Source organism: Nocardiopsis protaetiae (genome assembly GCF_045446735.1).
Classification (GTDB): Bacteria; Actinomycetota; Actinomycetes; order Streptosporangiales; family Streptosporangiaceae; genus Nocardiopsis; species Nocardiopsis protaetiae.
Window position 1 is genome coordinate 1 of record NZ_JBJJBV010000077.1, and the last position, 24,514, is coordinate 24,514.

Consider the following 24,514-nt stretch of genomic DNA (forward strand, 5'->3'; position numbering starts at 1 on the left):
AGTTTGACGATCACCACGTCCGGGAGGGTGTGGTTGCCGAAGGTGTTGATCTTGCCGGTGGGCAGCGACTCCACGAACCCGCGCACGAACGCCTGCACCGCGCGGCGCAGCGGCTCGGTGGCGGGTTCGTCCTCGCGCAGCCCCTCCCCCAGGTTCTTGCGCAGCCGGTCGACGTCGACGGCCGCGTAGCGGTAGAGGGTGGCGGAGTTGAACTCGACGGTGCCGATCATGCCCGCGCCGGGTTCGGAGTCCTCGTTCCGGTCGTCGACGGCGGTGTAGTAGTCGGATTCGTTCTCGACGGCGTGCACGCTGATGGCGTGGGCGACCTGGGCGGCGGCGTCCACGTTGATGTCGGCGCCGTCGGCGACCATGCGGCCGAACAGGGCGATGTCGACGGAGTGGTGGGTGTCGGCGACGGCCTTGGCCCGCGCCTTGGCGTCCTTGTCCTTGAGGAAATCCTTGATGTTCTCGCGGCCTTCGAGGGCGAGGGCGGCCAGGCCGTCGCGCTGGCGGGCGCTGAGGAACATGAGGTAGGCGGACTCGGGGGCGGGCTCCTTCTCGCCCTTCTTCTTGGCGGCGTCGGCCTTGCGCTTGGGCACCTCGATCTTGGAGCCGGTGGCGACCTGCACGGTCTCGGCGGCGAGGGCGACGGCCTCGTCCTTGGAGAGGTCCGGAGCGAGTTCGACGATGCGGGCGGCGACCAGCTCGGCGACGCGCTTGGTGCGGGTGCCCAGGTCCTGGGGGTCGAGGAGGGCCCCGAAGGCCTGGCGGGTGGCGCGTTTCCAGGCCTGGCTGGAGACCCGGGCCCGGCGGACGCCGCCGTAGACGGCGGTCTTGGGGGTGCCGGTGTCGTCGCGGTTGAGGTTGCTGGGCGGCACGGTCTGCAACACGTGCACGTCGAGAATGGTGCGGCTCATGGTCGTCGGTTCCTCGGGATCTCGTCGGTGTGGTGCCGTGTGTTCCGCACTGTTGCAGCGGGGGCGGAATCAGGGGGATGCGTGTGCAATGAAACGGAAGAGGTTCCAGGGCGGGCGGAAGGAACGTGGAAGCGAACCGGTTCCTCAGGCTCCCGCCGGGGACCCCGCCGGTCCGGATTCGCCCTCGCCCTCGGTGGCCGCGGGGCGGTAGGACTGGAATCCGCGCCCCCAGGCCGCGCGGACCCGCGCGGGGCCGTCCTTGAAGGCGCGGATCGCGTAGAGCTGGTCTGCGAGCAGCGCGTAGTCCAGGGGGACGTCGGCGGCGCGCAGGAGCTTGACGATGCCCCGCAGGCGGTCCAGGCGGACACCCTGGTCCACCGCGCTGCCCGCCTGCACGAAGCGCCTGCGCAGGGGTTCGTCGATGGTGCCGCCCGGCATGAGGCGCCGTACCGCGCCGCCCAGGTCGCGGCCCCGCCGGTGCATGCCCTGGTCCCGTTTGGACTGCTGGTGCAGGGCGTACAGGGTGAGGGCCTCGTGGGCGGCCGCCTCGGCGTCCTCGATGTGCCGGTGACCGGTCGGGAACCTCTCGTAGAAGTCGTGGTCGAGGGTGAGCCCGAGCAGTTCGGGCACGGCCTCCAGGGGTTTGCCGGCGCCCCGGCGCAGCTTGGCGAGGATCGCCACCGCCTCGGGGCGGTCCTTCATGTAGCCGCCCTGGATGGGGCGGATACGCTCGTCGACGAAGGTTCCGAGGTCGTGGAGGGGCTCAGCGTACTCGGTGCTGGTCGTGGTGGTCACCGTTGTGTCTCCGTTGTCCGGTTCGGGGCGTCGTCGCCGGTGCCGCTCGGGGGCTCTGGGGCCACGGCGTCCTCTGGGAGGGTCATGGTCAGGGCCTTGCGCAAGCCGACCCGGAAGAGCAGGTCGGCCCGTGCGGTGTTGAGCCACAGGTCGCCCTTGGAGGTGTGGACGACCCTGCCCTGCCAGGCGGCATCTCCCGTTGCCCGGACCAGGTCATCACCGATCTCGGAGACGATCCCGCGGACCTGGAGCTGCCAGCGGCGGCGCTGCTCGGTCGGATAATCAGGGTCATCCGACGGTTCCAGCCCGCGGAGCCAGGTACGGAAGGGGCCGTCGAGTGCGGCGAACCCCCGATCCCTGGCGGTACTCCGCGAGAGGTCTCCGCTGCGGCCCGCGGCACGGGCGAGGTCGGTGGCCAGGTCGCCCAGGACGGTGACGGCGTTCTCGGCGTCCTCGACTGCGGCCACGGCGGTCCGTCCGAGGAGGCCGTCCCGTTTGTGGAGGAGCACCACGGGGATCGCGACGGCGTCGTCCACGATCTCGTCGATGACGGACTGCTGGGTGCCGTAGGCGGCACCGACGAGACGGACCCTGACCAGGGAGTTCCCATCATCCAGCGGACCCTCCACGGTCAGGCGGGCGAACCAGTCGATGATGCGGGGGACCACGTCCTTCGCGGCCTCGTTGCGCTGTTCCCGCCCCCGGGTCTCCCCGGTGACCAGCGCACCCAGTCCGCGCCAGGCGGCGCGGGAGGGGTCGTGGTCGCGGGGCAGGTAGACGGTGGCCTCCTTGAGCTTCTTCTCCTGGGCGGGGCTGCGCCGCCAGGCCGTCATGGGCTCGCGCTGGTGGAGGTTGCGCGGGGTGAGCGGGTTCCCGTAGGCGAGCAGGACCCCGTTCACGGAGGTGCCGTCGTGGTGCAGGCGCAGGCGGCGGGCCTGCCAGGTGTACAGGTCTCGCAGACCGTGCGGGCGGGCGACCGCCTCGGCCCCCGTGAGGGGTTCCGCGGTGTCGGGGGCCAGACGCCAGGCAGGTCGGTCCAGGTGGGGCCTGCGGTGCAGCTTGCCGGTGTCGAAGGAGACCAGGTTGAACAGCAGGGTCTCCTGGAGGGTGTCGCCTTCGATGTACACACCGCCGAGGTTCCCGGCCCAGCCCACGCCCTGCGGGTAGACCTTGCCGCCCTTGAGCCGGGGATCGCCGACGGCACCGGACTTGATGCCGGAGGTGTCGTAGGGGTGGGCGTGCACCAGCCAGCGTGCGGCCTCGGCGAAGGTCAGACTCTCGGTCCCGAGGGCGCGCATGGTGAAGAACCGGGCGTTGTTGGGGACGTCGGCGACGATCGGGTCCGGGGAGGAGTACTCGTCCCTGCCGGTGCGCAGGTCGGCGACCTGGAGGAAAGGAGTGAGGGGGTGCAGCAGGTCGAAGCGTTCGCGGTGCTTGTGCAGGTAGTCCGCGACCGTGTCGGCCGGAATGCCCCCTTCCCAGAGTTCCTCCCAGTCGTCGAGGTCCGCGGGGCCGTCGACCGCGTCGTGCAGTACCGCGAGCAGCAGGCGCAGCAGCGCGAACTCCTGGGTGGGCACGTCACCGACCAGGCGGCGCAGGTCGGCGGCCTGGGCGAACACCTCGGTGAGGGAGAGTTCGGCCTCGGTTCCGTCGGTGCGCAGGACCGGGACCCAGGGCCGGGCGGTGAGGTCGAAGGCGGCGGGTGCGGGGGTGGCGTCATTCGGCACGGGTGGCCTTCAATCCGTCGGTCCGGGTGTAGTGCAGGTGGTATCCGGCCAGGTCGGCCCGGTCGTTCTCGTCGAGGAACAGGACGAGTTCCCCGGCGATCCAGTGGGCGTCCTTGGTCTGCCAGGCGGGGACCATGTCGGCTTCCAGTTCGTCGATGGCCCGGTCGATGATCGCGCCGAAGGTGAACTGGTAGGGCAGGCGCAGCGCGGAGGCGAGCAGGGTGCGGGCCGCGTCGGCGGGTGGGGCGGTGTGGGTCGGCAGTTCCACGCCGCCGCGGTCGTCGGGGAGCCAGGGGACGGTGGTGACGGTGCCGTCGGCGGACCGGCGGGCGACCAGGACCTCCAGGCTCTCGGCGGTGTCGCGGACCTGGGCGCGGCCCTTGTGGGAGTCGTCGGCGTCGCCGACACCGGCGTCCACCCAGCCGATGAGCGCACGGCCGGGGCGCTTGGGCGCGTCGAGCAGGAAGACGTCGGCTTTCTCCTCCTGGGTCACCCGCGCGACGTCGTGGGCGGTGCGGGCCTGCTCGGCCCTGTCCTTCCAGGCGGGCGGGATGAGCGCGTCGTCGTCGGCGTAGGCGTCCTGGACCAGGGGGCTGATGTCGGCGGGCAGGTGAACGGTGCGTTCCGCGTCGGTGCGGGCTTCCAGACGGGAGCGCAGGACCGCGAGGGAGCGCAGCAGGACGTGTTCGCCGTAGACGGTGCGCGAGCCCCGGACGGGTTCGGGGGGTGTGGCGGTCCGGTCGACGCCGGTGATGAGGCAGCGGGCGCGGCGCAGGGGTGCGGGGCGGTCGGCCTGGTCCTCGCCGCGGGGGTGGCGGTGCAGACGGCCCATGCGCTGGAGGACGAGGTCGATGGGGGCCAGGTCGGTGACGAGGAGGTCGAAGTCGACGTCCAGGGACTGCTCGACGACCTGGGTGGCGACCACGATGTGCCGGGCGGGGCGGTCGTGGCCGCGATCGGGTGGACCGTAGGCGGCGACGAGGGCGGCGTCGTTGGCGGCGCGGTCCAGGTCGAGGAAGCGGGAGTGGGCGACGGTGACCGTGTCCTCGCCGAAGGCGTCCCGCAGGTGGGCGGCGGCCTCGTGGACGCGGGCGACGGTGTTGCGGATGACCAGGGCGCAGCCGCCGTCGGCGAGGTCGGTTCCGAGGCGGGAGGTCAGGGTCGCGAGGTCGTCGTCGAGGGGTTCGAGGAGGACGTCGGTGCCGCGGCCGGAGGCGGGAGGGGTGAGGACGGCCGCGGGAGTGCCGGGGGCCGCGGTGGTGATGAGGGGGTAGGCGCGGGCCTGTTCGACGTGGTCGTGGCCGTGTCGGTCGCCGGTGTAGGCGGCGACGAGTTCGCGTCGGCGGCGGGCGGGGAGGGTGGCGCTGAGGATGACGACGGGGACGCCGTACTCGCCGAGCCAGCTCAGGGCTCGGTCGAGGTAGGTGTTCATGTGGGTGTCGTAGGCGTGGGCCTCGTCGACGACCACGACCTTTCCGGACAGGGCGAGGTGGCGCAGGGCCAGGTGGCGGCTCTTGAGGCCGAGGAAGAGGAGCTGGTCGATGGTGCCGACGGCGAAGGAGGCGAGCATGCCCTTCTTGCGGCCGCGCAGCCAGCGGTGGGCGATGAGGGCGGTCGCGCCGTGGCCGTCTGCGCCGTCCCGGTCGAGGTCCAGGGTGACGCCGCCGCCCATGAGGGCGAGGTAGTCCTCGTTGAGGTGGGCCTTGGAGTGGGCGAGGAAGACGGAGGCGGCTTCGGTCGGCATCCCGGGGACGCGGGCGAGCCAGGTGAGGAAGCGGTCGAACATGGCGTTGCTCGTGGCCATGGTGGGGAGGGCGACGAAGCAGCCGCCGGCGCCGGAGCGGGCGGCGAACACCTCGGCTACGGCCAGGGCGGCCTCGGTCTTGCCCTCGCCCATGGGGGCCTCGATGATCATCAGGCCGGGGGCGGGCATGGCCCGGGCGGCTTCGACGGCCTGCTCCTGGACGGGGCGGGGGGTGGCGCCGGTCGGGAGGTCGAAGCGGGCGGCGAAGAGTTCGGCGGAGGTGCCCTGGGGCTCCTGGGGGCGCCACTGAGCGGGGAGGCCGAGGAGGCGCCAGGCCTCGCGGGTGCGGACGGGGTCGTGGGCGCGGGTCCCGGCGTTGGGGTGGAGGGGGAACAGGTCGGGGTTGCTGGCGATCCAGTCGGCGGTGATGACCAGGGAGGAGAGCAGGACCTGGACCGGTTGGGGGAGCTCGACCTCGCGCCAGGCGGCGAGGCGGGGGGCGACGCCGGTGCGGGTGGCGGCGGTGTCGAGGAGTTCGTGCTGGACGTCGAGCCAGGCCTGCTCGTTGCCGGGGGTGCGCAGGAGGTCGGGGCGCTTGTCGGCGGCGAGGATGCCGGGGTTGGTGGGCTGGACGCCGTGGTGGCCGCCGACGACGACGGTGAGCTGGTGAGTGGCGCGCTTCGACCAGCCGTGGTGGGTGGTGAGCCAGTCGCGGAGGATGAGCTGCCCGGCCAGGCCGTGGGGGGCGTAGGAGTGGTCGGGGAGCTGCTTGCGGGAAGGGATCTCCAGGCCTTCCCTGCGCATGTCGTCGGCAAGGCTGTCGACCTGGCTGGCGAAGGCGGGGGGTGGCCTTGCCGATGTCGTGGACGCAGCAGAGCCAGGTGACGAGGCGGCGAGCGTCGCTCTCTCCGCCGGGCAGGGCGGCCGCGATCAGGCGGCGGACCTGCGGGGGCAGCCACTCGTCCCAGAGGAGACCGCCGACGGCGGCGCTGTCGGCCATGTGGCGGTACAGCGGGAGCCAGTCATTGGTGTCGTGGTCGTGCTTGGCCCACACGGCACGCGCGGCGCAGGAGAGGGAGGCCACCCAGGGCTCGGGGTGCCCATCAGTCGTCATGGGCACATTGATAGACCCTCGGGCGCTGCCACCGCAGGCGATTTCGAATCTTTGTGCTGTCCGAGCCCGGCCAGTCACTACCCATCGGTTTCTCTGCGCAAAGGCACCATGTCGTGCTAAGGGCAGAAATCCACCTCGCTTTCAATGGCCGGGAACGCCGACAATCACCGAAGGGAAGAGGTGGATCCGGGTGGAAAGCAAAAACCCCGGGGGTGTGAACACCCCCGGGGCCTGTCGGTGCGTGAAAGTTCCAGGAAGGGAACACCGACAAGATTTATTGTGCACTACTCGGGGACTCTGCGTACACGGTCGGTAGCGCTCGTTGGGGATTCCGGTCGGCCCGAGGGCGGTGGTACGGCCGGGGGTGAGCGGAATGTCCGCACTTGGGACCGGGTTTTTCGGCGGGATCGGCAATAAAAACGTGACCATAGGCCCCGCCTACAACCCGTGATCAGCAGGACTCGTAGAGGTGCCCCTCGGCGGTGGGCGGGACCAGGTCGAGGTCGCGCAGGATGGTGCGGGGCGGGGTGTCCGGGTCGGCGCACACGTCGGCGAAGGTCAGGCCGCGCTCGTGGAGGGTGTCCGGGTACTCGATGTCGAGCACGTTCTCGGCGCCGTAGGCGGCGGTGTAGACGTCGCATTCGTTCCAGGCGCCGCAGGACTCGGTGATGGCGAAGTCGAACCCCGCGGCGAGGCCGCGTTCGGTCTCCTCCGCGGTGTTCTTCTGGGCGGCGAGCATGGTGTGGTCGTGGACGACCGTGACGAGCGCCTCGGCGAGGGCGAAGTTGTCGTCGGCGGTGAGCCTGCCGTTCGAGCGCGTGAAGGAGTCCAGGTTGTCGAACTCCACGGCGGCGAAGCCCGTGGCGGCGCAGCCCTCGATGGTCTCGGTGAGCAGTTCGGTGATCCGCGCGCGTTTGGCCGGGTCGGCGGTGTCCAGCAGGTACTCGTCCGGCCAGCCCGGGTCCGCGACCGGCTCTCCCCCGTCGTCGAGGAGCACGAGTCCTTCGTCGAGCCACCGGTCGGATTCGCCGGGCTGGGTCTGGAACCCGTTGACGTAGCAGACGGAGTACCGGTCCGGTTCGGGTGCGTCGGTGGAGTCGCGCACGACGATCTCCACGCCGTCGGGCGGCGGGTACCCCCCGCCGAGCTGGTAGTCGAACCCGCCCGGCGGCGGCCCGTCCGGTTCGGCGTGGGCGGACAGGTCCGCCGACGGCGCGCACGCCGTCGCGAGGAGGGCCGCCGCGACGGCGGCGGAGCGCAGGAGGGTGGTCATGGGCGGCAGCCTAGCGGCGGGCCGGGCGGCCCGCCGCGGGGCTCACGGGGCCAGGGCCGCGAACCAGCGGTCGGCGATCCTGCGGTCGCCGCTCGCCGACGGGTGCACCCCGTCGTAGGTGTCCGTGTCGGTGTCGAATCCCGTCCACTGGTCGACGACGGTGACCGGCGACTCCGCGGTGCCGTTGGCCGCGGCCCAGGCCGGGAGGGCCGCGTTGAGGTCCCGGACCCCCTGCCCGCAGGTCGCGCAGCTGCGCTCGGGATCCATCGGGATGATCTGCGCGACCAGCAGGCGGATGCCGGGGTCGTGCGCCCGCATCTGGGCCAGCAGCGTGTCGTAGGCGTTCAGGATGTCCGCCGTGGGGACACCGCTCCACACGTCGTTGGTGCCGAAGTGCATGAGCACCGTGTCCGGGTCGCTCCGTTCCAGCCAGCCGGTGAGCAGCCCCTGCGCGGCCACGGTGGTGACCAGGTAGCCCCCGTGCCCCTCGTGGTCGCCGTCGTAGGCGAACCCGCAGCCGTCCCCCGGCAGGGTGCCGACGAAGTCGACCGCGTGGCCGGCGTCCACGAGGTCCCGCCACAGCAGCGCCCGCCAGCATCCCGGCGAGCCCGTGATGGAGTCCCCCAGCGGCATGATCCGCACCGCGTCCTCATTTCCGTTCGTGTCGAAACCGCAGGTCAGTCCGGTGAACTCGACCTCGCCGCCGGTGGTGGTCCCCTGGACCCCGAACCCGACGGAGGCGCCCGGGGCGAGGTCGGCGTTCCAGGTGACGCCGCGGGCGGTGACCGCGGGCCCGTCGTGCTCGAACACGGCGTTCCACCCGGCGGTGGCGGCCTGTCCCGCCGGGTGCGTCCAGGTGGCGGACCACCCAGACACCGGGGTGTTCCCGGTGTTGGTCACGGTGACCAGTGCGGTGAAGCCGCTCCCCCACGAGGAGGTCACGGCGGCCTCGGCCGTGCAGGCTTCGGTGGCCGCCGCCGGAACCGGGGCGAGGGCGGCCAGGGCGAGCACGGCCGCGAGGGCGGTGCGCCAGAGGGTGCGTAACACGTACTGCTCCTTCCATCGGAGACTGGGAGCGCTCCCAGACGTCGGCACGCTATCCCGCCGCCGCCCACCCGGGAACCCCCTTTCCTTGACCTCGACCGCGGTTGAGGGCCTAGCGTCCCCAGGAGAGACACCCCCGGGAGAGACGGGAGCCTTTCCATGAGCACCGCTTGGGCCTACATCTACGACCACGCCGGAACCGACCCCGAGGCCGACCGCACGGTCCTCGAACGCGCCGGGCAGACCACCTACCTGGTCCCCGTCCCCCGCAGCTCCGACGCGCCCCGGGTCGCGCTGGAGCTGATCGAGGAGGGCGTCGAACTCATCGAGCTGTGCGGCGGCTTCTCCCTGGAGGCCGCCGCCGCGGTCGCCCGGGCCGTGGGCGGCCGGGTCCCCGTCGGGCACGTCACCTTCGCCGTGGACTCGGTCCGCCCCGCCGCGGAGTACGCCGCCAAGTTCGATTAGCGGCGCGTCCGCCGGGCACGAGAAGCGGCCGCCGAGTGGTGGGCGGGCGTCGCCGGCCCGCCGCGGAGTACGCGGCCGGGTTTGACCGGTGGGGTGTGCACCGGGCGTGGGAAGTGGGCGGCGGCCGGTGGTCCACCACGGAGCACGTCGTCAAATTTGACCAGCGGCGCGCCCACCAGGTGCGGGAGGCGGCACGAGCGACGAGGACACCTGCCCGTGGTCTACCGCAGGACACATAGTCAAATTTGACTAGTGATGTGTTCGCCGGGTGCGGGAAGCGGTCGCCGAGTGCTTTCGGCCGGTCGGGCGCTTGTGCCCGGTGGAGGGCGGCCCGGCGGCCGTGCGCCGGATGGCGGGAGGGGCTACCGGTCGGCGAGGGCGAGGGTGGCGTGGGCGCGGGCGAGCATCGCGCGGTCCAGGAAGGTGCCGTCCGGGAGGGCGATCGCGCCCACGCCCGCGTCGGCGGCCTCGGCCACCCGGGCGAGCACGGTGCGGGCCCGGGCGACCTCGTCCGGGGTGGGCAGGAACGCGGCGCGGATGACCGGCAGCTGCGCCGGGTGGATCGCCGTCCGGCCGCAGAAGCCCAGGGCGCGCCCCGCCGCGCAGGACGCCGCCAGTCCCTCCGGGTCGTTGACGTGCGGGTAGACCGACATGGCCGGCGGCGGCAGCCCCGCGGCGCGGGCGGCGACCACCGTGCGCCCGCGGGCCCAGGCCAGTGCCGCGTCGCCGTCGGCCCGCAGGTCCGAGGACAGGTCGGCCTCGCCCAAGCCGAGGGAGGCCACGGCCGGGGCGGCCGCGGCGATCTCGAAGGCCCGTTCCACGCCCAGCGCCGACTCCAGCAGCGGGTGCAGCGGGCGGCCCGGCAGGCGGGCGCTCAGGGCGCGCACCTGGTCGGGGGACTCCACCTTGGGCAGGCGGACGCCGACGGCGGCGGGCAGGTCGGCGAGCGCGGCGAGGTCGTCGGCGTGCCAGGGGGTGTCGGGGTGGTTGACGCGCAGTTGTGCCGGTCGGTCCCGCCCCCGGAGCAGGCGGACCGCGTTCTCCCGTGCCGCGTTTTTGCGGTCCGGGGCGACGGCGTCCTCCAGGTCGACGATGACCACGTCCGCGTCCGAGGCCAGCGCCTTGGCCACCCGGTCCGGCCGGTCGGCGGGTGCGTAGAGCCAGGTCAGCGGCGGTCTCATACCTGTCCCTTCTCCCGTAGTTCGGCGATCCGCTCCGGCGGGAAGCCGAGTTCGGCCAGGACCTCGTCGGTGTCGGCCCCGTGCGCCCGCCCGGTGAACCGGATGACGCCGTCGTTGTCCGACAGCCGGAACAGCGGCCCCTGCATGAGCATCGGCCCCAGGTCCGGGTCCTCGATCCGGTGGATCGTCCCCAGCTCCCGGAACTGGGGGTCGGCCACGATGTCGGCCGCGTCGTACACCGGGGCGACCGCCGCCTGCGCCTCCTCGAAGGCCGCGACGACCTCGTCCCGGGTGCGTGCGGCGATCCATCCGCCCACCGCCTCGTCGAGCAGGTCGGCGTGCCGGGCCCGCTCGGCGCCGCTGCCGAACCAGGGCTCGGCGGCCAGGTCGGCCCGCCCCACCAGCCGCACCACGCGTTCGGCGATGGACTGTGCGGAGGTGGACACGGCCACCCACTTGCCGTCGCGGGTGCGGTAGGTGTTGCGGGGCGCGTTGTTGACCGACCGGTTGCCGGTGCGCGGCTGCACGGTGCCGAGCCGGTCCCAGCGGGTGATCTGCGGCCCCAGCATGGCGAGGATCGGTTCGATGATGGCGGTGTCGACGACCTGGCCGCGCCCGGTTCCCGCGCGGGCGGACAGCGCCACCATGACGGCGAACGCCGTGGCCAGGGAGGCGATGCCGTCGGCCAGCCCGAAGGGCGGCAGGGTGGGCGGCCCGTCAGGTTCGCCGGTCATCGCCGCGAACCCGCTCATGGCCTCGGCGAGGGTGCCGAAGCCCGGCCGGGTGCGGTAGGGCCCGACCTGCCCGAACCCGCTGACCCGGGCGAGCACCAGCCCCGGGTTGCGGGCCGAGAGCTCCTCGTAGCCGAGCCCCCAGCGTTCGAGGGTGCCCGGCCGGAAGTTCTCGATGATGACGTCGGCGCGTTCGGCGAGGGCCAGCAGCACCTCCCGGCCGCCGTCGGTGGACAGGTCGGCGGTGGCGGTCCGCTTGTTGCGCCCCAGGGTCTTCCACCACAGGTTGACCCCGTTCTCGGAGGCTCCGTGGGTGCGCGCCGGGTCGGGCCGGGTCGGGTGTTCAAGTTTGACCACCTCCGCTCCCATGTCCCCCAGGTGCATGGCAGCCATCGGCCCCGCGAACAGGGTGGCGGCGTCGACGACGCGCAGCCCCGCCAGGGCCCCGCGCGCCGGGTCCCGTGCGACGGTCACCGCGCACCTCCCGCGAGGTCCCAGGCGCAGCGGAACCCGACGGTGGCCGAGCGCGCCTGCCCCAGCCCCGGCAGCAGCAGCTTGAGGCTGTACTCCGGTCCGCGGCGTCCGCCCTCCACGTACCACTCCGATCCCTCGGCGGTGTGGTCGCTGCCGCCCTTGAGCATCACGAACCGGGTGCGCCCGTCGCTGTGCTCGCTCTCGGTCCAGTTCCACACGGCGGGCTCCCCACGCAGCAGTCCGCCGGTCTCCCCCGCCAGCTGCCACTCGTCCTCGGTGGGCAGGCGGCCGCCCCGCCAGGCGCAGTAGGCCCGGGCGTCGTCGAGGTCGACGAAGGTCACCGGCCGGTCCTGTGTGCCGGGGGCGGGCCGCCCGTCCGCCCAGTGCGCGAGGAAGCGGTGCGGCTGTGCCGGGCCGTACCCGGTGGCGGCCAGGAAGGCGGCGAACTCGGCCTCGGTCACCTCGGTGGCGGCGACCGCGACGGGGTGTTGGAGCTCCCCGTCCCGCTGGAGGACGCGGGCGTCGTGCAGGCGCGGGGGCAGCGGCTTCCACTCGTCGACGTAGGGCGCGCCCTGGTACATGCCGGTCTCGCGGGCCCGGTACCGCACGGTCAGCACGTACGGTCCGGCCGGGACGACGACGGCGTCGGCTTCCAGGCCGGGCCCGCCCGCCGGGATCCCGGGCGCCACCGGGGCCGACGGCCGAGCGTGAGAGTGCCCGGAACGCACGGCCGCATCGGACGCCCCCTCCGGGGAGACGACGGCATCGGCTTCCAGGCCGGGCCCGCCCGCCGAGGGCCCGGGCACCGCCGGGGTCAGCCGCCGGGCGAGGCGGTGCCGGAAGCGCGCGTCGGGGTCGTGCGGCCGCCGGGCCAGTTCCGCCAGCAGGTCGGGCAGCCACTCGGGGGCGGCGGTCCCCTCCGCCACGTGCAGCAGGGCCGCGATCCCCCGGGCCGGAACGGCGGCGCTCCCGTCGGCCGCCGCCCGCCCGCCGCCGGTGAGGTCGAACAGCACCCCGCCCTCCGGCGCCTCCGCCAGCACCGCCCCCTCGTGGTCGCGGTCGGAGCGGTTGGCCAGGGTCCACAGGGTGAGCCCGTCCCGCTCCCAGCGCGAGGCGTGCACCCCCGCCGCCTCGGCCGCGGGGTCCAGTTCCGCCAGCGGGGTCCACTCCCCCTCCAGCAGCAGGTCCCCGGCGGCGCGCTGGACGGCGGTCATGCGGGCGACCGTCGCCGCGTCGCGCGGGGACCAGCCGACCCACACCCCGAAGACCACCTCCCACACCATGACGCCGACCCCGTTGAGCCAGGCCGACCGCAGCTCCTCGGTGTGGTCGCGGTGCCAGCGGCGCACGTGGTGCTGCATGTGGCGGCGCTCGTACCAGTGCGCCCGCAGTACCCCGGGCACCGGCGAGTCCGCGAAGAACTGCGCCCAGGACGCGGAATGGTCCTCGATCCGCTCCACCGCGAGCTTGGACTCGCCCTCCAGGACCACCCCGGGGCGGGCGGCCTCCAGCCGCTCCACCAGCTCGGGTTCGGCCTTCTTGAGCGTGTCCAGGAAGACGCCGTCGGCGTCCAGGTCGGCCACCAGCGCGGCGAGCTCGGTGGCGTCGTCCGCCCCGCGGCGGGTGCCCGTGTCCCAGGGGTTGTAGTCGACGAACACCCGCACCCCGGCGGCGTGCAGGGCGTCCACCAGGTCCCGCAGTCCGGGCACCTGCCGGTAGTGGTCCCACTGGTTGCGGTCGTCCAGGCCGATCACCGGGTAGGCGTGCCACAGGACGACGGCGTCCAGCCCGCCGAACCGCTCGCGCGCGTCGGCCAGGAACCGGTCCGGGGTGAACCGGTCCTCCTCGAACGAGTACAGCAGCTCGTCCCACAGCCACACCTGCGCCACAGTGTGGCAGCGGGCCGCCCACGCCGCCTCCGGGCGCTCGTAGGCCGAACCGTCGTAGCGGTGGCGGGCGCGGGCGTCCTCGCGCCAGGCGTGCAGGCGGGCGCGCCAGGCGGGGCGGTCGGCGGCCCGTTCGGGGGCGGCGAAGATCTTGGCGTCGTCCAGCGCGGCCGGCCGCTCGGGGGTGAGCTCCAGCGGCACCTCGGTGGGGCGGTCGATCGGGCGCGGGACGAGCGGGTCGAACGTGTAGGTCATGGGGTCCTCGTGTCGGTCGTCGGACCCGGCGCGGACGCCGCCGCGGCCAGGGCCGTGGTGCGCTCGGCCAGGTCGTCGATGCGCCGTTCCCCGCCGGGCAGCGAGGTGGCGATGCGCCCGTCCAGCGGCCGGGTCCACCGCTCGCCGATGCCGTCGGCCCCCGCCAGGGCGCCGACCACACCGCCGACCGTGGCTGCGGCGGAGTCGGTGTCCCAGCCGGCGGTGACGGCGATCGACACGCTCGGGCCGAACTCCCCGCCGCCGCGGGCCAGGGCGTAGGCGATGACGGCGGCGTTGTTGAGCACGTGGACCCAGTGCAGGTCACCGTAGGCGGCGTGCAGCCGGTCCAGGCCCGAGCGAACGTCGCCCCCGCCCGCCGCCTCCCGGCCCAGGCGCACCGCGTCGGCGATCCGGCTGCGCGGCGGCAGGACGGTGTCCGCCGCGTCCAGGACCTCCTCCACCGAACCCGCCACCGTGGCCGCCGCGCCCAGCGCCGCCGCCCACATCGCCCCGTACACGCCGTTGCGGGTGTGGCTCAGCCGGGCGTCGGTCCAGGCCAGGCGGGCGGCCGTGCGCACCTCGCCGGGGTGCGTCCAGCCGTACAGGTCGGTGCGGATGAGGGCGCCGATCCACTCGCGGAAGGGGTTGTGGTGCGTGGCGGTCTCGGGGACGGGGCGGGCGTCGAGGATGTTGCGGTAGGCGGCCCGCTCGGCCGTGAACACCCGGCCCGCGGGCATGAGGTCGAGCCAGAGCGCGGCGACGTCGTCGGTGGTGAACCCGGGGCCGTGCCGCTCCAGGAGTTCCAGAGCGAGCATGGGGTGGTTGAGGTCGTCGTCCTCGGGCATCCCGTCGATGTTCTCCTCCAGCGACGTGCCCGCGCTGCGCCGGTTCCAGGGCCAGCGGGCGGCCACGTCGGCGGGCAGGCCGACGGCGGTGAACCAGCGGTCCAGGGGCCAGCGGCCGGTGGCGCGCAGGATCTCCTCGATGCCCTCGCGGGGGATCTTCTCCACGGGTTTGCCCAGCAGGCAGCCCGCGGCACGCCCGGTCCAGGCCCCGCGCACCCGCCCGGCGAGGTCGGCGCCGGGTGCCGGGAGGGCCGCGGCCGGGGGCAGCAGCGCCTCGATCGCCGCCCACTCCGCGGGCTCGTGGTCGGCGGCGGGGGCCGGCAGGGCGTCGAGTTCGTCGAGCAGGGCGCGGGCCAGGGACCGCAGCGGGGCGGGCGCCGGGGTCGGCGCGGCCCCGCTGACCACGGGGACGGGGTCGCCGCCCGCCGCGACCCAGCGGTCCCGGATCGCCGCGGTGTCGCGCCCCTCGGCCGCCGACTGCACCAGCTCATGCGCCAGCAGGTCCTCGGGCTGCGCCCAGGTGAGCCTCATGCCGCACCGCCCCCGTCAGCCCCGGTAGTCCTGCCGGACCCACCGCTGTCGGCGGGCTCGCCGGACGCATCGGCTCCGGTCGCCACATCACCCCCGTTGACCCCAGCAGCCCCGTCGGCCCCGGCCACCGCACCGTCCCCGACAGCCCTAGCAGACCCGCTGCCACCGATGGCATCGCCGGTCGCGACGGCCCCGGTGGCCCTGTCGGCCCCGGCTGTCGCACCGTCCCCGGTGGCCGGGACAGACCCGCTGCCACCAAGGGCATTGCTGGACGCAACGGCCCTGGCAGCCCCTCTGTCCTCAGCAGGCCCACCGGTCACATCGGCCGTGGCGGCCCCCGCCGCCGCGGCCGGTCCGGCGGAACCGCCGACCAGGGTGTCCAGGCCGCGCAGGCGGGCCAGGGCGCGTTCGCGGTCGGCGCGCAGGATGTCGGCGGCGGCGTCGGCCATGAGGCGGCCGGTCGCACGCAGGTCCATGCGGCTGGCCGCCTCGACCGCGTCGACCCACTCCGCGGGGACGGCGGCGGACCCGCCCAGCCCCGCGCAGACCGCACCGGCCATGACGGCGATCGAGTCGGCGTCCCGGCCGTAGTTGACCGCGGCGAGGACGGCGCCGCGGTAGTCGCCCCCGTGCCCGAGCAGCAGGCCCAGGGCGGCGGGGAGCTCCTCGATCGCCTTGGTGCGGGAGGGCCGGCGGGCGTCCATGGACATCCGGCGGTACTCCGGCCCCACCGAGTCGAACGGCTCGACGGCGGCGCGCACCCGCCGGGCCAGCTCCCGTTCGCCTTCGTCGTCGGCGGGCGGACCCGCCCACCCGTCCAGGGCCCCGACCACGGCCTCCAGGGCGGCCCGGGTCCCGTCGTGGGCGACCTCCAGCGCGGCGGCGACCACGTCGTCCGGGGTCGCCCCGGGGGCGACGGCGGCGGCGACCATGGCCGCGAACACCCCGGCCGCCTCCCGCCCGTAGCTGGACTGGTGGGCGCCGGTGAGGTCGATCGCCTCGGCGTAGGCGCCGTGCGGGTCACCGGCGTTGGCCAGCCCCACCGGGGGCATGTACATGGCCGCGCCGCAGTTGACCACGTTGCCGACCCCCGCCTCGCGGGGGTCGACGTGCCCGTAGTGCAGCCGCGCCACGATCCACTTCTCGGCCAGGAACACCCGCTGGAGCAGCAGCGCCGTCGACTCCAGCTCGGGGATCCAGCGGGGTTCCCCGATCATCAGCGGGACGAGGTCCTCGGCCATCGCGTACGCGTCCAGGTGCGTGCGCCGCGCCGCGTAGACCTCCACGAGCGCCCGGGTCATCAGGGTGTCGTCGGTGATGTGCCCGTCACCCTTGTGGTACGGCGCGATCGGGCGGGCGTCGCGCCAGTTCGGGTACCAGGGGCCGACGATGCCGGTGACCCGGCCGCCGTGGCGCTCCTCGATCTGCTCGGGGGTCCACCCCTCGGTGGCGCCGCCCAGGGCGTCGCCCACCGCGGCGCCGGTGATCACGGCCACCGCTCGGTCCTGTAGCCGGTCCACGGCTCCCACCCTTCGTTCTCAGGTCTCGACTCTGTGTCCCGCGTGCCGTTATCCGGTGATCTCCTGCCATCCGGCGTCGAGCTCGGCGCGCAGCTCGTCGGCGTCCGTCTCCTGGGCCAGGAAGCGCTGGTAGGCGGGAGTGGCCACGGTGTCCTTCCACTGCGCGTAGGAGTCGACGAACAGGAACGGCGAGGACTCCAGGTACTCGGCCGAGGCCAGGATCTGCTCCCAGCCGGGTTCGTCGGCCAGGGAGGTGCCCATCGCCTCGCGCGCGGACATGGTGGCGGGGATGAGGGAGTCGGCCTCGTTCAGCACCGCGAGGTTCTCGGTGGAGGTGAAGAACTCCAGGAACTCCGCGGACTCCTCGATGTGCTCGGAGTCGATGTTCACCGACAGCGTCTGCGGGTTGGCCGACTGCCAGGGGCCGGCGGGGCCCTCCAGCGGGGGCAGCACCACCCAGTCGAGGTCGTCGGGGGCGTCGGCGGCGATGTTGGTCGCCTGGAACGAGCCCTGGACCGTCATGGCGACGTCGCCGGCGTAGAAGGAGGCGAGCACCTCCGAACCGGACTGGGTGAGGCCGACCGGGAGCATGGTCCCGTCCTCGTGGGCCATGGCCCCGACCAGTTCGGGCAGGGCCATCTCGCCGTCCTCCAGCACCAGTCCGGCGTCGGCGCCGGTGCCGTCGAAGAACACGCCGCCGAACGAGGGGGACATGGACATGAACACGGCGGTGGGGCTGGCCAGCCCCCAGCCCAGGCCGTAGGTGTCCCCGTCGGTGGTCTCGCGGGCGATCTCGCGCAGCTGGTCCCAGGTCATGGTCTCCTCGTCGGGGACCTCCACCCCGGCGTCCTCCAGGATGCCGCGGTTGGCGAAGACCACGTAGGACTGCATCTCGGTGGGGTAGGCGACGACGTGCCCGTCCACCGTCACCGAGTCCAGGACCCCGGTGGGGATGTCCAGGCGGGTGGCGTCGGACATGTGGTCCGACAGGTCGGCGAGGTAGCCGTCCACCGCGAAGGGAACGATCCCGGCGGCCTCGTAGTGGATGATGTCGGGCGCGGCGCCGCCGTTGAACTGGGTGATGAGCTTGTCGTAGATCCCGTCCCAGCCGGCGGGCACGATCTCGACCTGGATGTCGGGGTGGGCCTCGTTCCAGGCCTGGACGATGTTCTCGGTGGCCTCGATGGCGGCGGGCTGGTCGGAGAGCGACTGGAACTGGAGCGTCACCGGCCCGCCGTCACCCCCGTCCCCTCCCCCGCAGGCGGTGAGGAGCAGCATCGCGGCCGGGACGGCGGCGATGGACGCGGCTCGGGTGTTCATGGGGGGTTCCTTTCATCGGGGTGGGCAGGTCGCCGGTGCGGGTGACGCGGGGTCGGCGCGCGGGGTCAGCCCTTGACCGCGCCGGCCATCAGCCCACCGGTGAGTTTTCTCTGCATGAGGGAGAAGAAGACGATGCTCGGGACGGCGGCCAGCACCGATCCCGCGGCCAGCGGCCCCAGCGCCACCTTGCCCTCGCCGCCGATGAACATCTTGAGCGTGATGGGCAGGGTGTAGTTCTCCGGCGACTGGAGCAGCACGAGGGCGAAGAAGAACTCGTTCCAGGAGGACACGAACGCGAACATGGCGGTGGCGGCCACCCCCGGGACCAGCAGGGGCAGGACGACCAGGCGCAGGACGTCCAGGCGTCCGGCCCCGTCCACGGAGCCCGCCTCCTCCAGGTCGACGGGGATCGCGGACACGTACCCCTGGAGCATCCACAGCGCGAACGGCAGTGTGTAGGTGGTGTGGACCAGGATCAGGCCGACCAGGCTGTCGGTGAGGCCCATCGTCCGCAGGATCAGGAACAGCGGCAGGATGATGAGGATGACCGGGAACACCTGGCTGACCAGGATCCAGCCGACCCCGGCCGCCCGGACCGCGCCCTTGAGCCGGGCCAGGACGTAGGACGCGGGCAGGGCGATGAGGATGACCAGGCCGGTGGAGGCCAGGGCGACGAGCAGGCTGTTGCCCGCCGAGCGCACCAGCCCCTGGCGGGCCAGGGCCCGGGCGTAGTTGTCCCAGCGCCACTCGGTGGGCAGCAGGGACACGGTGAGCGAGTTGAGCTCGGCGGAGGACTTGAACGACGCCGAGATCAGCCACAGCAGCGGGAAGCCGAGGAAGAGGATGTATCCGGCCAGGGCGAGGTACTGGGCGGGGCGGACGAGGGTGCGCACGGGTCAGCCCACCTTGCCTTCGCGGTCGTCGCGGAACTGCGACCACAGGTAGAGGGCCAGCAGCAGGACCACCACGACGACGAGCACCACGCCCATGGCCGCGGCGTAGCCGATGTTGCGGTTCTTGAACGCCTCCAGGTACGTGAACAGCATCGGCAGCATGGTGCGGCCGCCGGGCCCGCCCTCGGTGAGCACGTACACCAGCGAGAACGAGTTGAAGTTCCAGATGAAGTTCAGGGAGGTGATGGAGGCGACGATGGGGCGCAGGCTCGGCAGGGTCACCCCGGTGAACCGGCGCCAGGGGCCGGCGCCGTCCATGGCGGCGGCCTCGTACAGCTCGCCGGGGATCTGCTGGAGCCCGGCGAGCAGGGTGACGGTGGTCTGCGGCATGCCCACCCAGACGCCGACGACGATGACGGCGGGCAGGGCGGTGGAGAAGTCGGCCAGCCAGTTGACGTCGTCGGGCAGCCCGGCCGCGCCCAGGGCCGCGTTGAGGGGGCCGGCGTTGGGCGAGTAGATCATCCGCCACATGATCGCGACGACCACCGGCGGCATCGCCCAGGGGATGAGCGCCAGGACCCGGGTGAGCCCCTGGAGCCGCAGCCCGGAGTTGAGCAGCAGGGCCAGGCCCATCCCGGCGGCGAGCTGGAGCAGGGTGACCGAGACGGCCCACACCATGCCGATGCGGAACGACTCCCAGAAGAAGCCGTTGTCCACCAGGCGCACGAAGTTGTCGAAGCCGACCGGTTCGTAGTCGGGGCTGCGCACCAGGCGGGCGTCGGTGAAGGCCAGGCCGACGCCGATGATCAGCGGGGCGACGCTGAGCACGAGGATCGGCAGCAGGGAGGGCATGACCAGGGCGGCCGCCTCGCGGCGGCGGGCGCGGGCCATGCCGCCGGGGCGGGGAGCCGGGCGGCGGCCAGTGGGGCGACCAGCCGGGCGGGGGGCGGTGGGTGCGGGGGCGCTCACGACGCGTCCCCGGTCGCCGGGTCGGCGGGTGCCGTGTCGGCGGGCTCGACGGCGGCGGGCTCAGCGGGAACGGGCACCGCGGCGGCAGGCTCGGAGGGAGCGGACGCCGCGTCGGCGGGCCCGGCGTCGACGGCGGAGGTCGACTCGCGGACGATGAGCCGGGGCCCCACCTGGACCTGCCGGGTGCCCTCCTCGCGGCCCTCGGCCAGGTCGAGCATGATCCGGGCGGCGGAGCGGCCGCGTTCGGCCGACCCGAGGGAGACGCTGGTCAGGGTCGGCTGGAAGACCCGGCCGAACTCCGTGTCGTCCATGCCGGTCACCGCCAGGTCCTCCGGGACCGACAGGCCCCGCTCCCGGGCGGCGCGGATGGCGGCGATCGCCAGCAGGTCGTTGGCGGCGACCACCGCGTCCAGGGGCTCCCCGTCCGCGGCGGCGCGGTCCAGCAGGCGCCGGGCGGCGACCACGCCCGCGGCGACGGTGAAGTCGTCGGCCACCTCGACGGGGCCCGGGGCGCCGTCGTCGGCGGTGACCGCGTCGAAGCCGCGCTGGCGGGCCTCGCCGGGGGTGGTGTCCAGGGGGCCGTTGAGGAAGCCGACGCGGCGGCGGCCGATCTCCCGCAGGTGCAGGACCGCCTGGCCGATACCGGCGGCGGAGTCGGTGGACACCGAGTCGATGCCGTGGTCGCCGAGCGGGCGGCCGACGACGACCACGGGCACGTCGCGCTGCTGGAGGGTGTCGATGAGCCGGTCGTCGGTGCGCAGCGGGACGAGGATCATCCCGTCGACGAACCCGCCGCTGAGGCTGCGGACCAGCTCGGTGGTGGACGCCGTGGTGCCGCCGGTGGACATGACGACGACGCGGTACCCGTGCGGTTCCAGCACCTCGTGGATCGCGGTCATCATCTCGACGTAGACCGGGTTGCCGATGTCGGCGACGGCGAAGGCGATCTGGAAGGTCTTCTTCATGCGCAGCGAGCGCCCGATGGCGTCCGGGCTGTAGCCGAGCTCCTTGGCGGCCGCGCGCACCCGTTCGACCATGGCCGCGCTGGCGCCGCTCCCGTGCAGGGCCCGGGAGGTGGAGGCCAGGGAGACCCCCGCCCGTTCCGCCACCTGGATGAGGGTGGCGCGTGAAGACGTCATCGAAGCTCCAGTCGCGATGCGCCGAGAGGATTGGAAACGTTTCCAGCCTGAGCCGAGAGGAGACGCGGACCACATTGGAAACGTTTCCGGGAAATTACATCCGCGGAGTTCGCCACGTCAAGTCGGATGTGCGCGCGATGCGGCGCCGGGCCTCGGCCTGCGGGGAAAGCGGCAGGTCAGAGCCGGTCGGGCAGGCCGAAGCGCGGGAACAGCGAGGTGTCGAAGAACATCGCCGTGTGCCGCACGCCCCGCGGCGACAGGTCCAGGACCTTGATCCCGAACGCCCGGTGCACGCCCTCCTCGTCGCGCATGTACAGCCCGAACCCGTGCTGGCCGTTGGCCTCGATCGGCAGCAGCACCATGTCGCCGGCGGCCGAGGCCGGGCAGTGCACGGAGATCAGCCGCGCGATGTTCGCGGCCCCCTGGACCCAGGTGCGGAACGGCGGCATCTCGAACACCGCGTCCTCGGTGAACACCGCCGTGATGGCCGAGACGTCGTAGGTCTCGAACGCCGCCACGTAGCGGGCCAGGATCGCCTTGGCCTCGGCCGGTTCGACGATCTCCTCCTCCACCGGGGCGTTGCGGGACAGCTGCGCCCGGGCCCGCTGGAGCAGGCTGTTGACAGCCGGGACGGAGGTCTCCAGGATGTCGGCGACCTCGGCGGCGGACAGCCGCAGCACGTCGCGCAGGATCAGCACGGCGCGCTGGCGCGGCTGGAGGTACTGGAGCGCGGCCACCAGGGCCAGGCGCACCCCGGTGCGGGCGGCGACCACGGTGCCGGGGTCGTCGGCGCCGACCAGGGAGTCGGGCACCGGCTCCAGCCAGGGCACCTCGGGCCCGTCGGCCAGCTCGGCCGACGGGTCGGCGGCGGGCCCGCCCAGCCCGGTGGGCAGGGGCCGCCGCCGTCGGCGCTCCAGCGCGGTGAGGCAGGCCGTGGTGGCGATGCGGTGCAGCCAGGTGCGCAGACTGGACCGGCCCTCGAACCCGTCGTAGGCCTTCCAGGCGCGCAGGTACGTCTCCTGCACCAGGTCCTCGGCGTCGTGCACCGAGCCGAGCATCCGGTAGCAGTGGGCGTACAGCTCGCGCCGGTAGGGGTCGGCGAGCCGGGCGAAGTCCTGGTCGGTCGTCTGTTCCACCACGACCGACACGTTACGCCTCCTGTATGACAGAAACCACGTTGCCGGCGGGGTCGGTGAACCACGCGACGGACGGCCTGCCGTGCGAGATCCCCCTCTCGTCCTGGTCGAAGCCCTCGTAGCGCAGGGTCCGCACGCCGCGGGCGGCGAGCTCGTCCACCGCGGCCCCGATGTCGTCCACGACCAGGTTGAGGACGGTGTGGGTGGCGGGCACGTGGTCGGGCTTGGGGTAGACGAGGATCGCGTGGTCGCCGCCCAGCTCGATCCGGATCAGCCCCTCCTCCTCCATGCCCGGGACCGGTCGCACGTTCAGTCCCAGGGTGTCCCCGTAGAACTCGCGCGCCTTGCCGGTGTCCGGCACCGCGAAGGACCCGAAGGCCCGGCTGCCGTCGAACATGTCCCCTCCTAGGAGTCGATCTCGGACGCGGCCATGGCCGCGCGGTCGGCCTCGCTGAGCTGGATGATCTGGACGTAGTTGCCGTCGGGGTCGGCGGCGGTGGCGAACAGGCTGCCGTCGCGGTCCTCCAGCGGGGCGATCCACGAGGTGCCCAACTCGTCCATGCGCGCGGCGACGGCGCGGGCGTCGTCCACGTCGAAGTTGATGATCATGCGGGCGGCGTCGGCGGCCTTGGGGCCGACGTCGTCGCGGCGGTCGATGAGCAGGTGGAAGTGGCCGAACCGGAGCACCCGGTAGGAGTCGACGTCGTCGTCGGAGTGGGGCTCCAGGGCGGCGGCGTACCAGTCGTGCAGGCGGTCGGGGTCGGTGCTGGCGAGCAGCATGCTGTCGAGGTTGGCCATGGTCTCTCCATGAGTCGTCGGGTGGCCCGGGAGTGCCGGGGTTCTCAGTCGTTCACCCGTACCGACCCGGCCGGGGTCCCGGACTCATCGGGTGCGGCGGGTTTTTCCGGGACGCGCAGCAGGACCGGGACGGCCGCGCCGAACACGGCCATGGCGACGGCGCCGACGCCCCCGGCGAGGTCGAGCCCGGCGGTGAACGCCTCGCGGGCAGGGCAGGGCCGCCGCCAGGCCGTCGGGCAGGGTGCGGGCGGTGTCGACGGCCTGGGCCGGGGTGCTCCCGGCCGCGGTGACGAACATGCCGCCGCCGATCACGGTGGCGCGGCCGACCCGGGCGGCCAGGGGCGGGGCCGAAGGCGGCGGGGCGGGTGGCAGGTCGGGCCGGACGGCGGATCGGGCCCTGGAGTGTGCGGCGGGGCGGGCGACGGGCCGGACCGCGGGCCAGGCGGTGCGGATGGCGGGGCGGGTCGGACGGCAGGTCAGGCGGGGCGCGGATCGGGCGGTGGGGCGGGCGGATCGGGCCGCAGGCCGGGCAGCCCGGGCGGACCGGGCGGCGGGTCAGGCGGGCCGGGCGGACCGGGCGGACCGGGCGGCGGGTCAGGCGGGCCGGTCGGCGCGGGCGCGGGCCTGGTGGCGGGCGGCCTTGGCGCGGTTGCCGCAGCCCGCCATCGAGCACCAGCGGCGGGTTCCGTTCTTGGACGTGTCGAAGAAGTACAGGACGCAGTCGGGGTGGCCGCAGCGGCGGATGCGGTCCGGGGCCCGGAGCAGGTCCAGGTAGTCGGCGGCGGCGGCCCAGGCGGGACCCCAGGCGGGGTCGTCGACGACGGTGGCGGTGGCCGGCCCCGTGGCGCCCAGGGTCCGGTGAACGCTGCCGTGGGCGAGGACCGCGTTCAGCTCGGCGGCGGCGGTCGGCGAGCCGGGTTCGGCGACCAGGGCGGCCAGGACGTCGCGGGTGTGCCGGAGCGGGGGCAGGGCGGCCGCGTCGGGGGGGAAGCGCCCGGCGAGGGCGTTGTCGGCCAGCCAGCGGGCCAGGCCGTCGGGGGTGTCGAAGAGGTCGAGGGCGACCCCGCCGGAGATCCAGCGGGTGTTGAGCAGGTCCATGGCGAGCGGTTCGCCCAGGAGCGGTCGGTCGGTCACCGGTCCGCACCTCCTTCTTCCTCCGTGCACGGCGTTCGCGGTGGGGGCCGCGAGCGGTGGCGGGATGCTACCAGCCACCTGCGATAACTACCTAAACGATTTTAAGGGGTTGCGCCTTCCCCAGGCTAACCTCTAAAGTCACTTTTGCTGGTTACATCCGTTGAACCAAGGGAGTTCCGCCATGGCACCGACCGCCCTCACCACCGGCCACGTGGGCCTCAGCGTCACCGACCTCGACCGCTCCCGTGACTTCTACGTGCGGGTCTTCGGCTTCGAGGTCGTGGCCGAGGGCAAGGAGGAGGGGCGCGAGTTCGCCTTCCTGGGCCGCGAGGGGAAGCTGCTCGTCACCCTGTGGCAGCAGGCGGGGGCGCCCTTCGACAAGGGGGCCTCCGGCCTGCACCACCTGTCCTTCCAGGTGGACGACATCGACCAGGTCCGGGCCGCGGAGAGCGAGCTGCTGGAGCTGGCCGTGGAGTTCGCCTACGACGGCGTGGTCCCCCACGGCGAGGGGGCGGCCTCGGGCGGGATCTTCTTCCACGACCCGGACGGGATCCGCCTGGAGATCTACGCCCCCACCGGCGCCGAAGGCGTCCCCGCCCCGGCCGGCGCCGCCCCCACCTGCG

The 24,514-nt window shown here is 73.6% G+C and carries 21 protein-coding genes and 1 pseudogene; 2 read left to right on the forward strand and 20 right to left on the reverse strand.

Translation table 11 applies throughout. From position 1 onward, the window contains the following. The 7 genes and pseudogenes from cas7e to ACJOT3_RS14145 form a co-directional block, all read right to left on the reverse strand. A partial coding sequence (cas7e, locus tag ACJOT3_RS14115) for a type I-E CRISPR-associated protein Cas7/Cse4/CasC (protein WP_406972762.1) occupies window positions 1-917 on the reverse strand: 917 nt, incomplete at its 3' end. A 144-nt stretch (window positions 918-1,061) separates the two neighbouring features. Then, window positions 1,062-1,712 (reverse strand): type I-E CRISPR-associated protein Cse2/CasB, encoded by a 651-nt coding sequence (gene casB / locus ACJOT3_RS14120; protein ID WP_406972764.1) that lies wholly within the window; start codon window positions 1,710-1,712, stop codon window positions 1,062-1,064. After that, window positions 1,709-3,439 carry a type I-E CRISPR-associated protein Cse1/CasA gene (gene casA / locus ACJOT3_RS14125; protein WP_406972766.1) on the reverse strand — a complete coding sequence of 577 codons (1,731 nt, stop codon included), beginning with the start codon at window positions 3,437-3,439 and terminating at the stop codon, window positions 1,709-1,711. The genes casB and casA overlap by 4 nt, the downstream gene beginning before the upstream one ends. Further along, a complete protein-coding gene (cas3, locus tag ACJOT3_RS14130; RefSeq protein WP_406972768.1) occupies window positions 3,429-5,987 on the reverse strand; it encodes a CRISPR-associated helicase Cas3' in 2,559 nt (852 codons plus the stop codon). Before cas3 ends, casA begins: the two co-directional genes overlap by 11 nt. A 94-nt stretch (window positions 5,988-6,081) precedes the next feature. Then, window positions 6,082-6,297 (reverse strand): annotated as a pseudogene (locus ACJOT3_RS14135) (HD domain-containing protein); the annotation flags it as partial. A gap of 451 nt (window positions 6,298-6,748) precedes the next feature. Further along, entirely contained in the window at window positions 6,749-7,570 is an 822-nt protein-coding gene (locus ACJOT3_RS14140) for an endo alpha-1,4 polygalactosaminidase (protein WP_406972770.1), read from the reverse strand. 42 nt (window positions 7,571-7,612) lie between these two features. After that, window positions 7,613-8,617 carry a cellulose binding domain-containing protein gene (locus ACJOT3_RS14145; protein ID WP_406972772.1) on the reverse strand — a complete coding sequence of 335 codons (1,005 nt, stop codon included), beginning with the start codon at window positions 8,615-8,617 and terminating at the stop codon, window positions 7,613-7,615. A 156-nt stretch (window positions 8,618-8,773) separates the two neighbouring features. Between ACJOT3_RS14145 and ACJOT3_RS14150 the strand changes: the two genes are divergently transcribed. Beyond that, window positions 8,774-9,079 carry a DUF6506 family protein gene (locus ACJOT3_RS14150; protein ID WP_406972774.1) on the forward strand — a complete coding sequence of 102 codons (306 nt, stop codon included), beginning with the start codon at window positions 8,774-8,776 and terminating at the stop codon, window positions 9,077-9,079. A 362-nt stretch (window positions 9,080-9,441) separates the two neighbouring features. On the opposite strand, the gene ACJOT3_RS14155 is transcribed toward ACJOT3_RS14150, so the two are convergent. The 13 genes from ACJOT3_RS14155 to ACJOT3_RS14215 all read right to left on the reverse strand — a co-directional run bounded on the left by ACJOT3_RS14155 (window position 9,442) and on the right by ACJOT3_RS14215 (window position 23,891). Then, window positions 9,442-10,260, reverse strand: a complete 819-nt coding sequence (locus tag ACJOT3_RS14155) for an HpcH/HpaI aldolase/citrate lyase family protein (protein ID WP_406972776.1) — start codon at window positions 10,258-10,260, stop codon at window positions 9,442-9,444. Next, a complete protein-coding gene (locus ACJOT3_RS14160) occupies window positions 10,257-11,465 on the reverse strand; it encodes a CaiB/BaiF CoA transferase family protein (protein WP_406972778.1) in 1,209 nt (402 codons plus the stop codon). The genes ACJOT3_RS14155 and ACJOT3_RS14160 overlap by 4 nt, the downstream gene beginning before the upstream one ends. Next, on the reverse strand, window positions 11,462-13,606 hold the full coding sequence (locus ACJOT3_RS14165) for an SUMF1/EgtB/PvdO family nonheme iron enzyme (protein WP_406972780.1): 2,145 nt from the start codon (window positions 13,604-13,606) through the stop codon (window positions 11,462-11,464). Before ACJOT3_RS14165 ends, ACJOT3_RS14160 begins: the two co-directional genes overlap by 4 nt. Further along, on the reverse strand, window positions 13,603-14,982 hold the full coding sequence (locus ACJOT3_RS14170; protein ID WP_406972782.1) for an ADP-ribosylglycohydrolase family protein: 1,380 nt from the start codon (window positions 14,980-14,982) through the stop codon (window positions 13,603-13,605). The genes ACJOT3_RS14165 and ACJOT3_RS14170 overlap by 4 nt, the downstream gene beginning before the upstream one ends. Next, window positions 14,979-16,502 (reverse strand): ADP-ribosylglycohydrolase family protein, encoded by a 1,524-nt coding sequence (locus ACJOT3_RS14175; RefSeq protein WP_406972784.1) that lies wholly within the window; start codon window positions 16,500-16,502, stop codon window positions 14,979-14,981. The genes ACJOT3_RS14170 and ACJOT3_RS14175 overlap by 4 nt, the downstream gene beginning before the upstream one ends. A gap of 48 nt (window positions 16,503-16,550) precedes the next feature. Next, on the reverse strand, window positions 16,551-17,822 hold the full coding sequence (locus ACJOT3_RS14180; RefSeq protein ID WP_406972786.1) for an ABC transporter substrate-binding protein: 1,272 nt from the start codon (window positions 17,820-17,822) through the stop codon (window positions 16,551-16,553). Window positions 17,823-17,887: 65 nt separating this feature from the next. Then, window positions 17,888-18,715 (reverse strand): carbohydrate ABC transporter permease, encoded by an 828-nt coding sequence (locus ACJOT3_RS14185; protein WP_406972788.1) that lies wholly within the window; start codon window positions 18,713-18,715, stop codon window positions 17,888-17,890. Window positions 18,716-18,718: 3 nt separating this feature from the next. Continuing rightward, window positions 18,719-19,684 (reverse strand): carbohydrate ABC transporter permease, encoded by a 966-nt coding sequence (locus ACJOT3_RS14190; protein WP_406972790.1) that lies wholly within the window; start codon window positions 19,682-19,684, stop codon window positions 18,719-18,721. Continuing rightward, window positions 19,681-20,823: a LacI family DNA-binding transcriptional regulator gene (locus tag ACJOT3_RS14195; RefSeq protein ID WP_406972792.1), complete on the reverse strand. Its 1,143-nt coding sequence runs from the start codon at window positions 20,821-20,823 to the stop codon at window positions 19,681-19,683. The genes ACJOT3_RS14190 and ACJOT3_RS14195 overlap by 4 nt, the downstream gene beginning before the upstream one ends. 176 nt (window positions 20,824-20,999) lie before the next feature. Then, complete coding sequence (locus tag ACJOT3_RS14200; protein ID WP_406972794.1) at window positions 21,000-21,971, reverse strand: sigma-70 family RNA polymerase sigma factor; 972 nt, start codon at window positions 21,969-21,971, stop codon at window positions 21,000-21,002. A 1-nt stretch (window position 21,972) separates the two neighbouring features. Continuing rightward, the gene (locus ACJOT3_RS14205; protein ID WP_406972796.1) at window positions 21,973-22,356 is read right to left on the reverse strand and encodes a VOC family protein; all 384 of its coding nucleotides are present in this window, start codon (window positions 22,354-22,356) and stop codon (window positions 21,973-21,975) included. Window positions 22,357-22,364: 8 nt separating this feature from the next. Beyond that, the gene (locus ACJOT3_RS14210) at window positions 22,365-22,757 is read right to left on the reverse strand and encodes a VOC family protein (protein WP_406972798.1); all 393 of its coding nucleotides are present in this window, start codon (window positions 22,755-22,757) and stop codon (window positions 22,365-22,367) included. A gap of 594 nt (window positions 22,758-23,351) precedes the next feature. Continuing rightward, the gene (locus ACJOT3_RS14215) at window positions 23,352-23,891 is read right to left on the reverse strand and encodes a CGNR zinc finger domain-containing protein (protein WP_406972800.1); all 540 of its coding nucleotides are present in this window, start codon (window positions 23,889-23,891) and stop codon (window positions 23,352-23,354) included. A 181-nt stretch (window positions 23,892-24,072) separates the two neighbouring features. On the opposite strand from ACJOT3_RS14215, the gene ACJOT3_RS14220 reads away from it, so the two are divergent. Beyond that, on the forward strand, window positions 24,073-24,514 hold a 442-nt coding region (locus ACJOT3_RS14220; protein WP_406972802.1), incomplete at its 3' end, for a VOC family protein.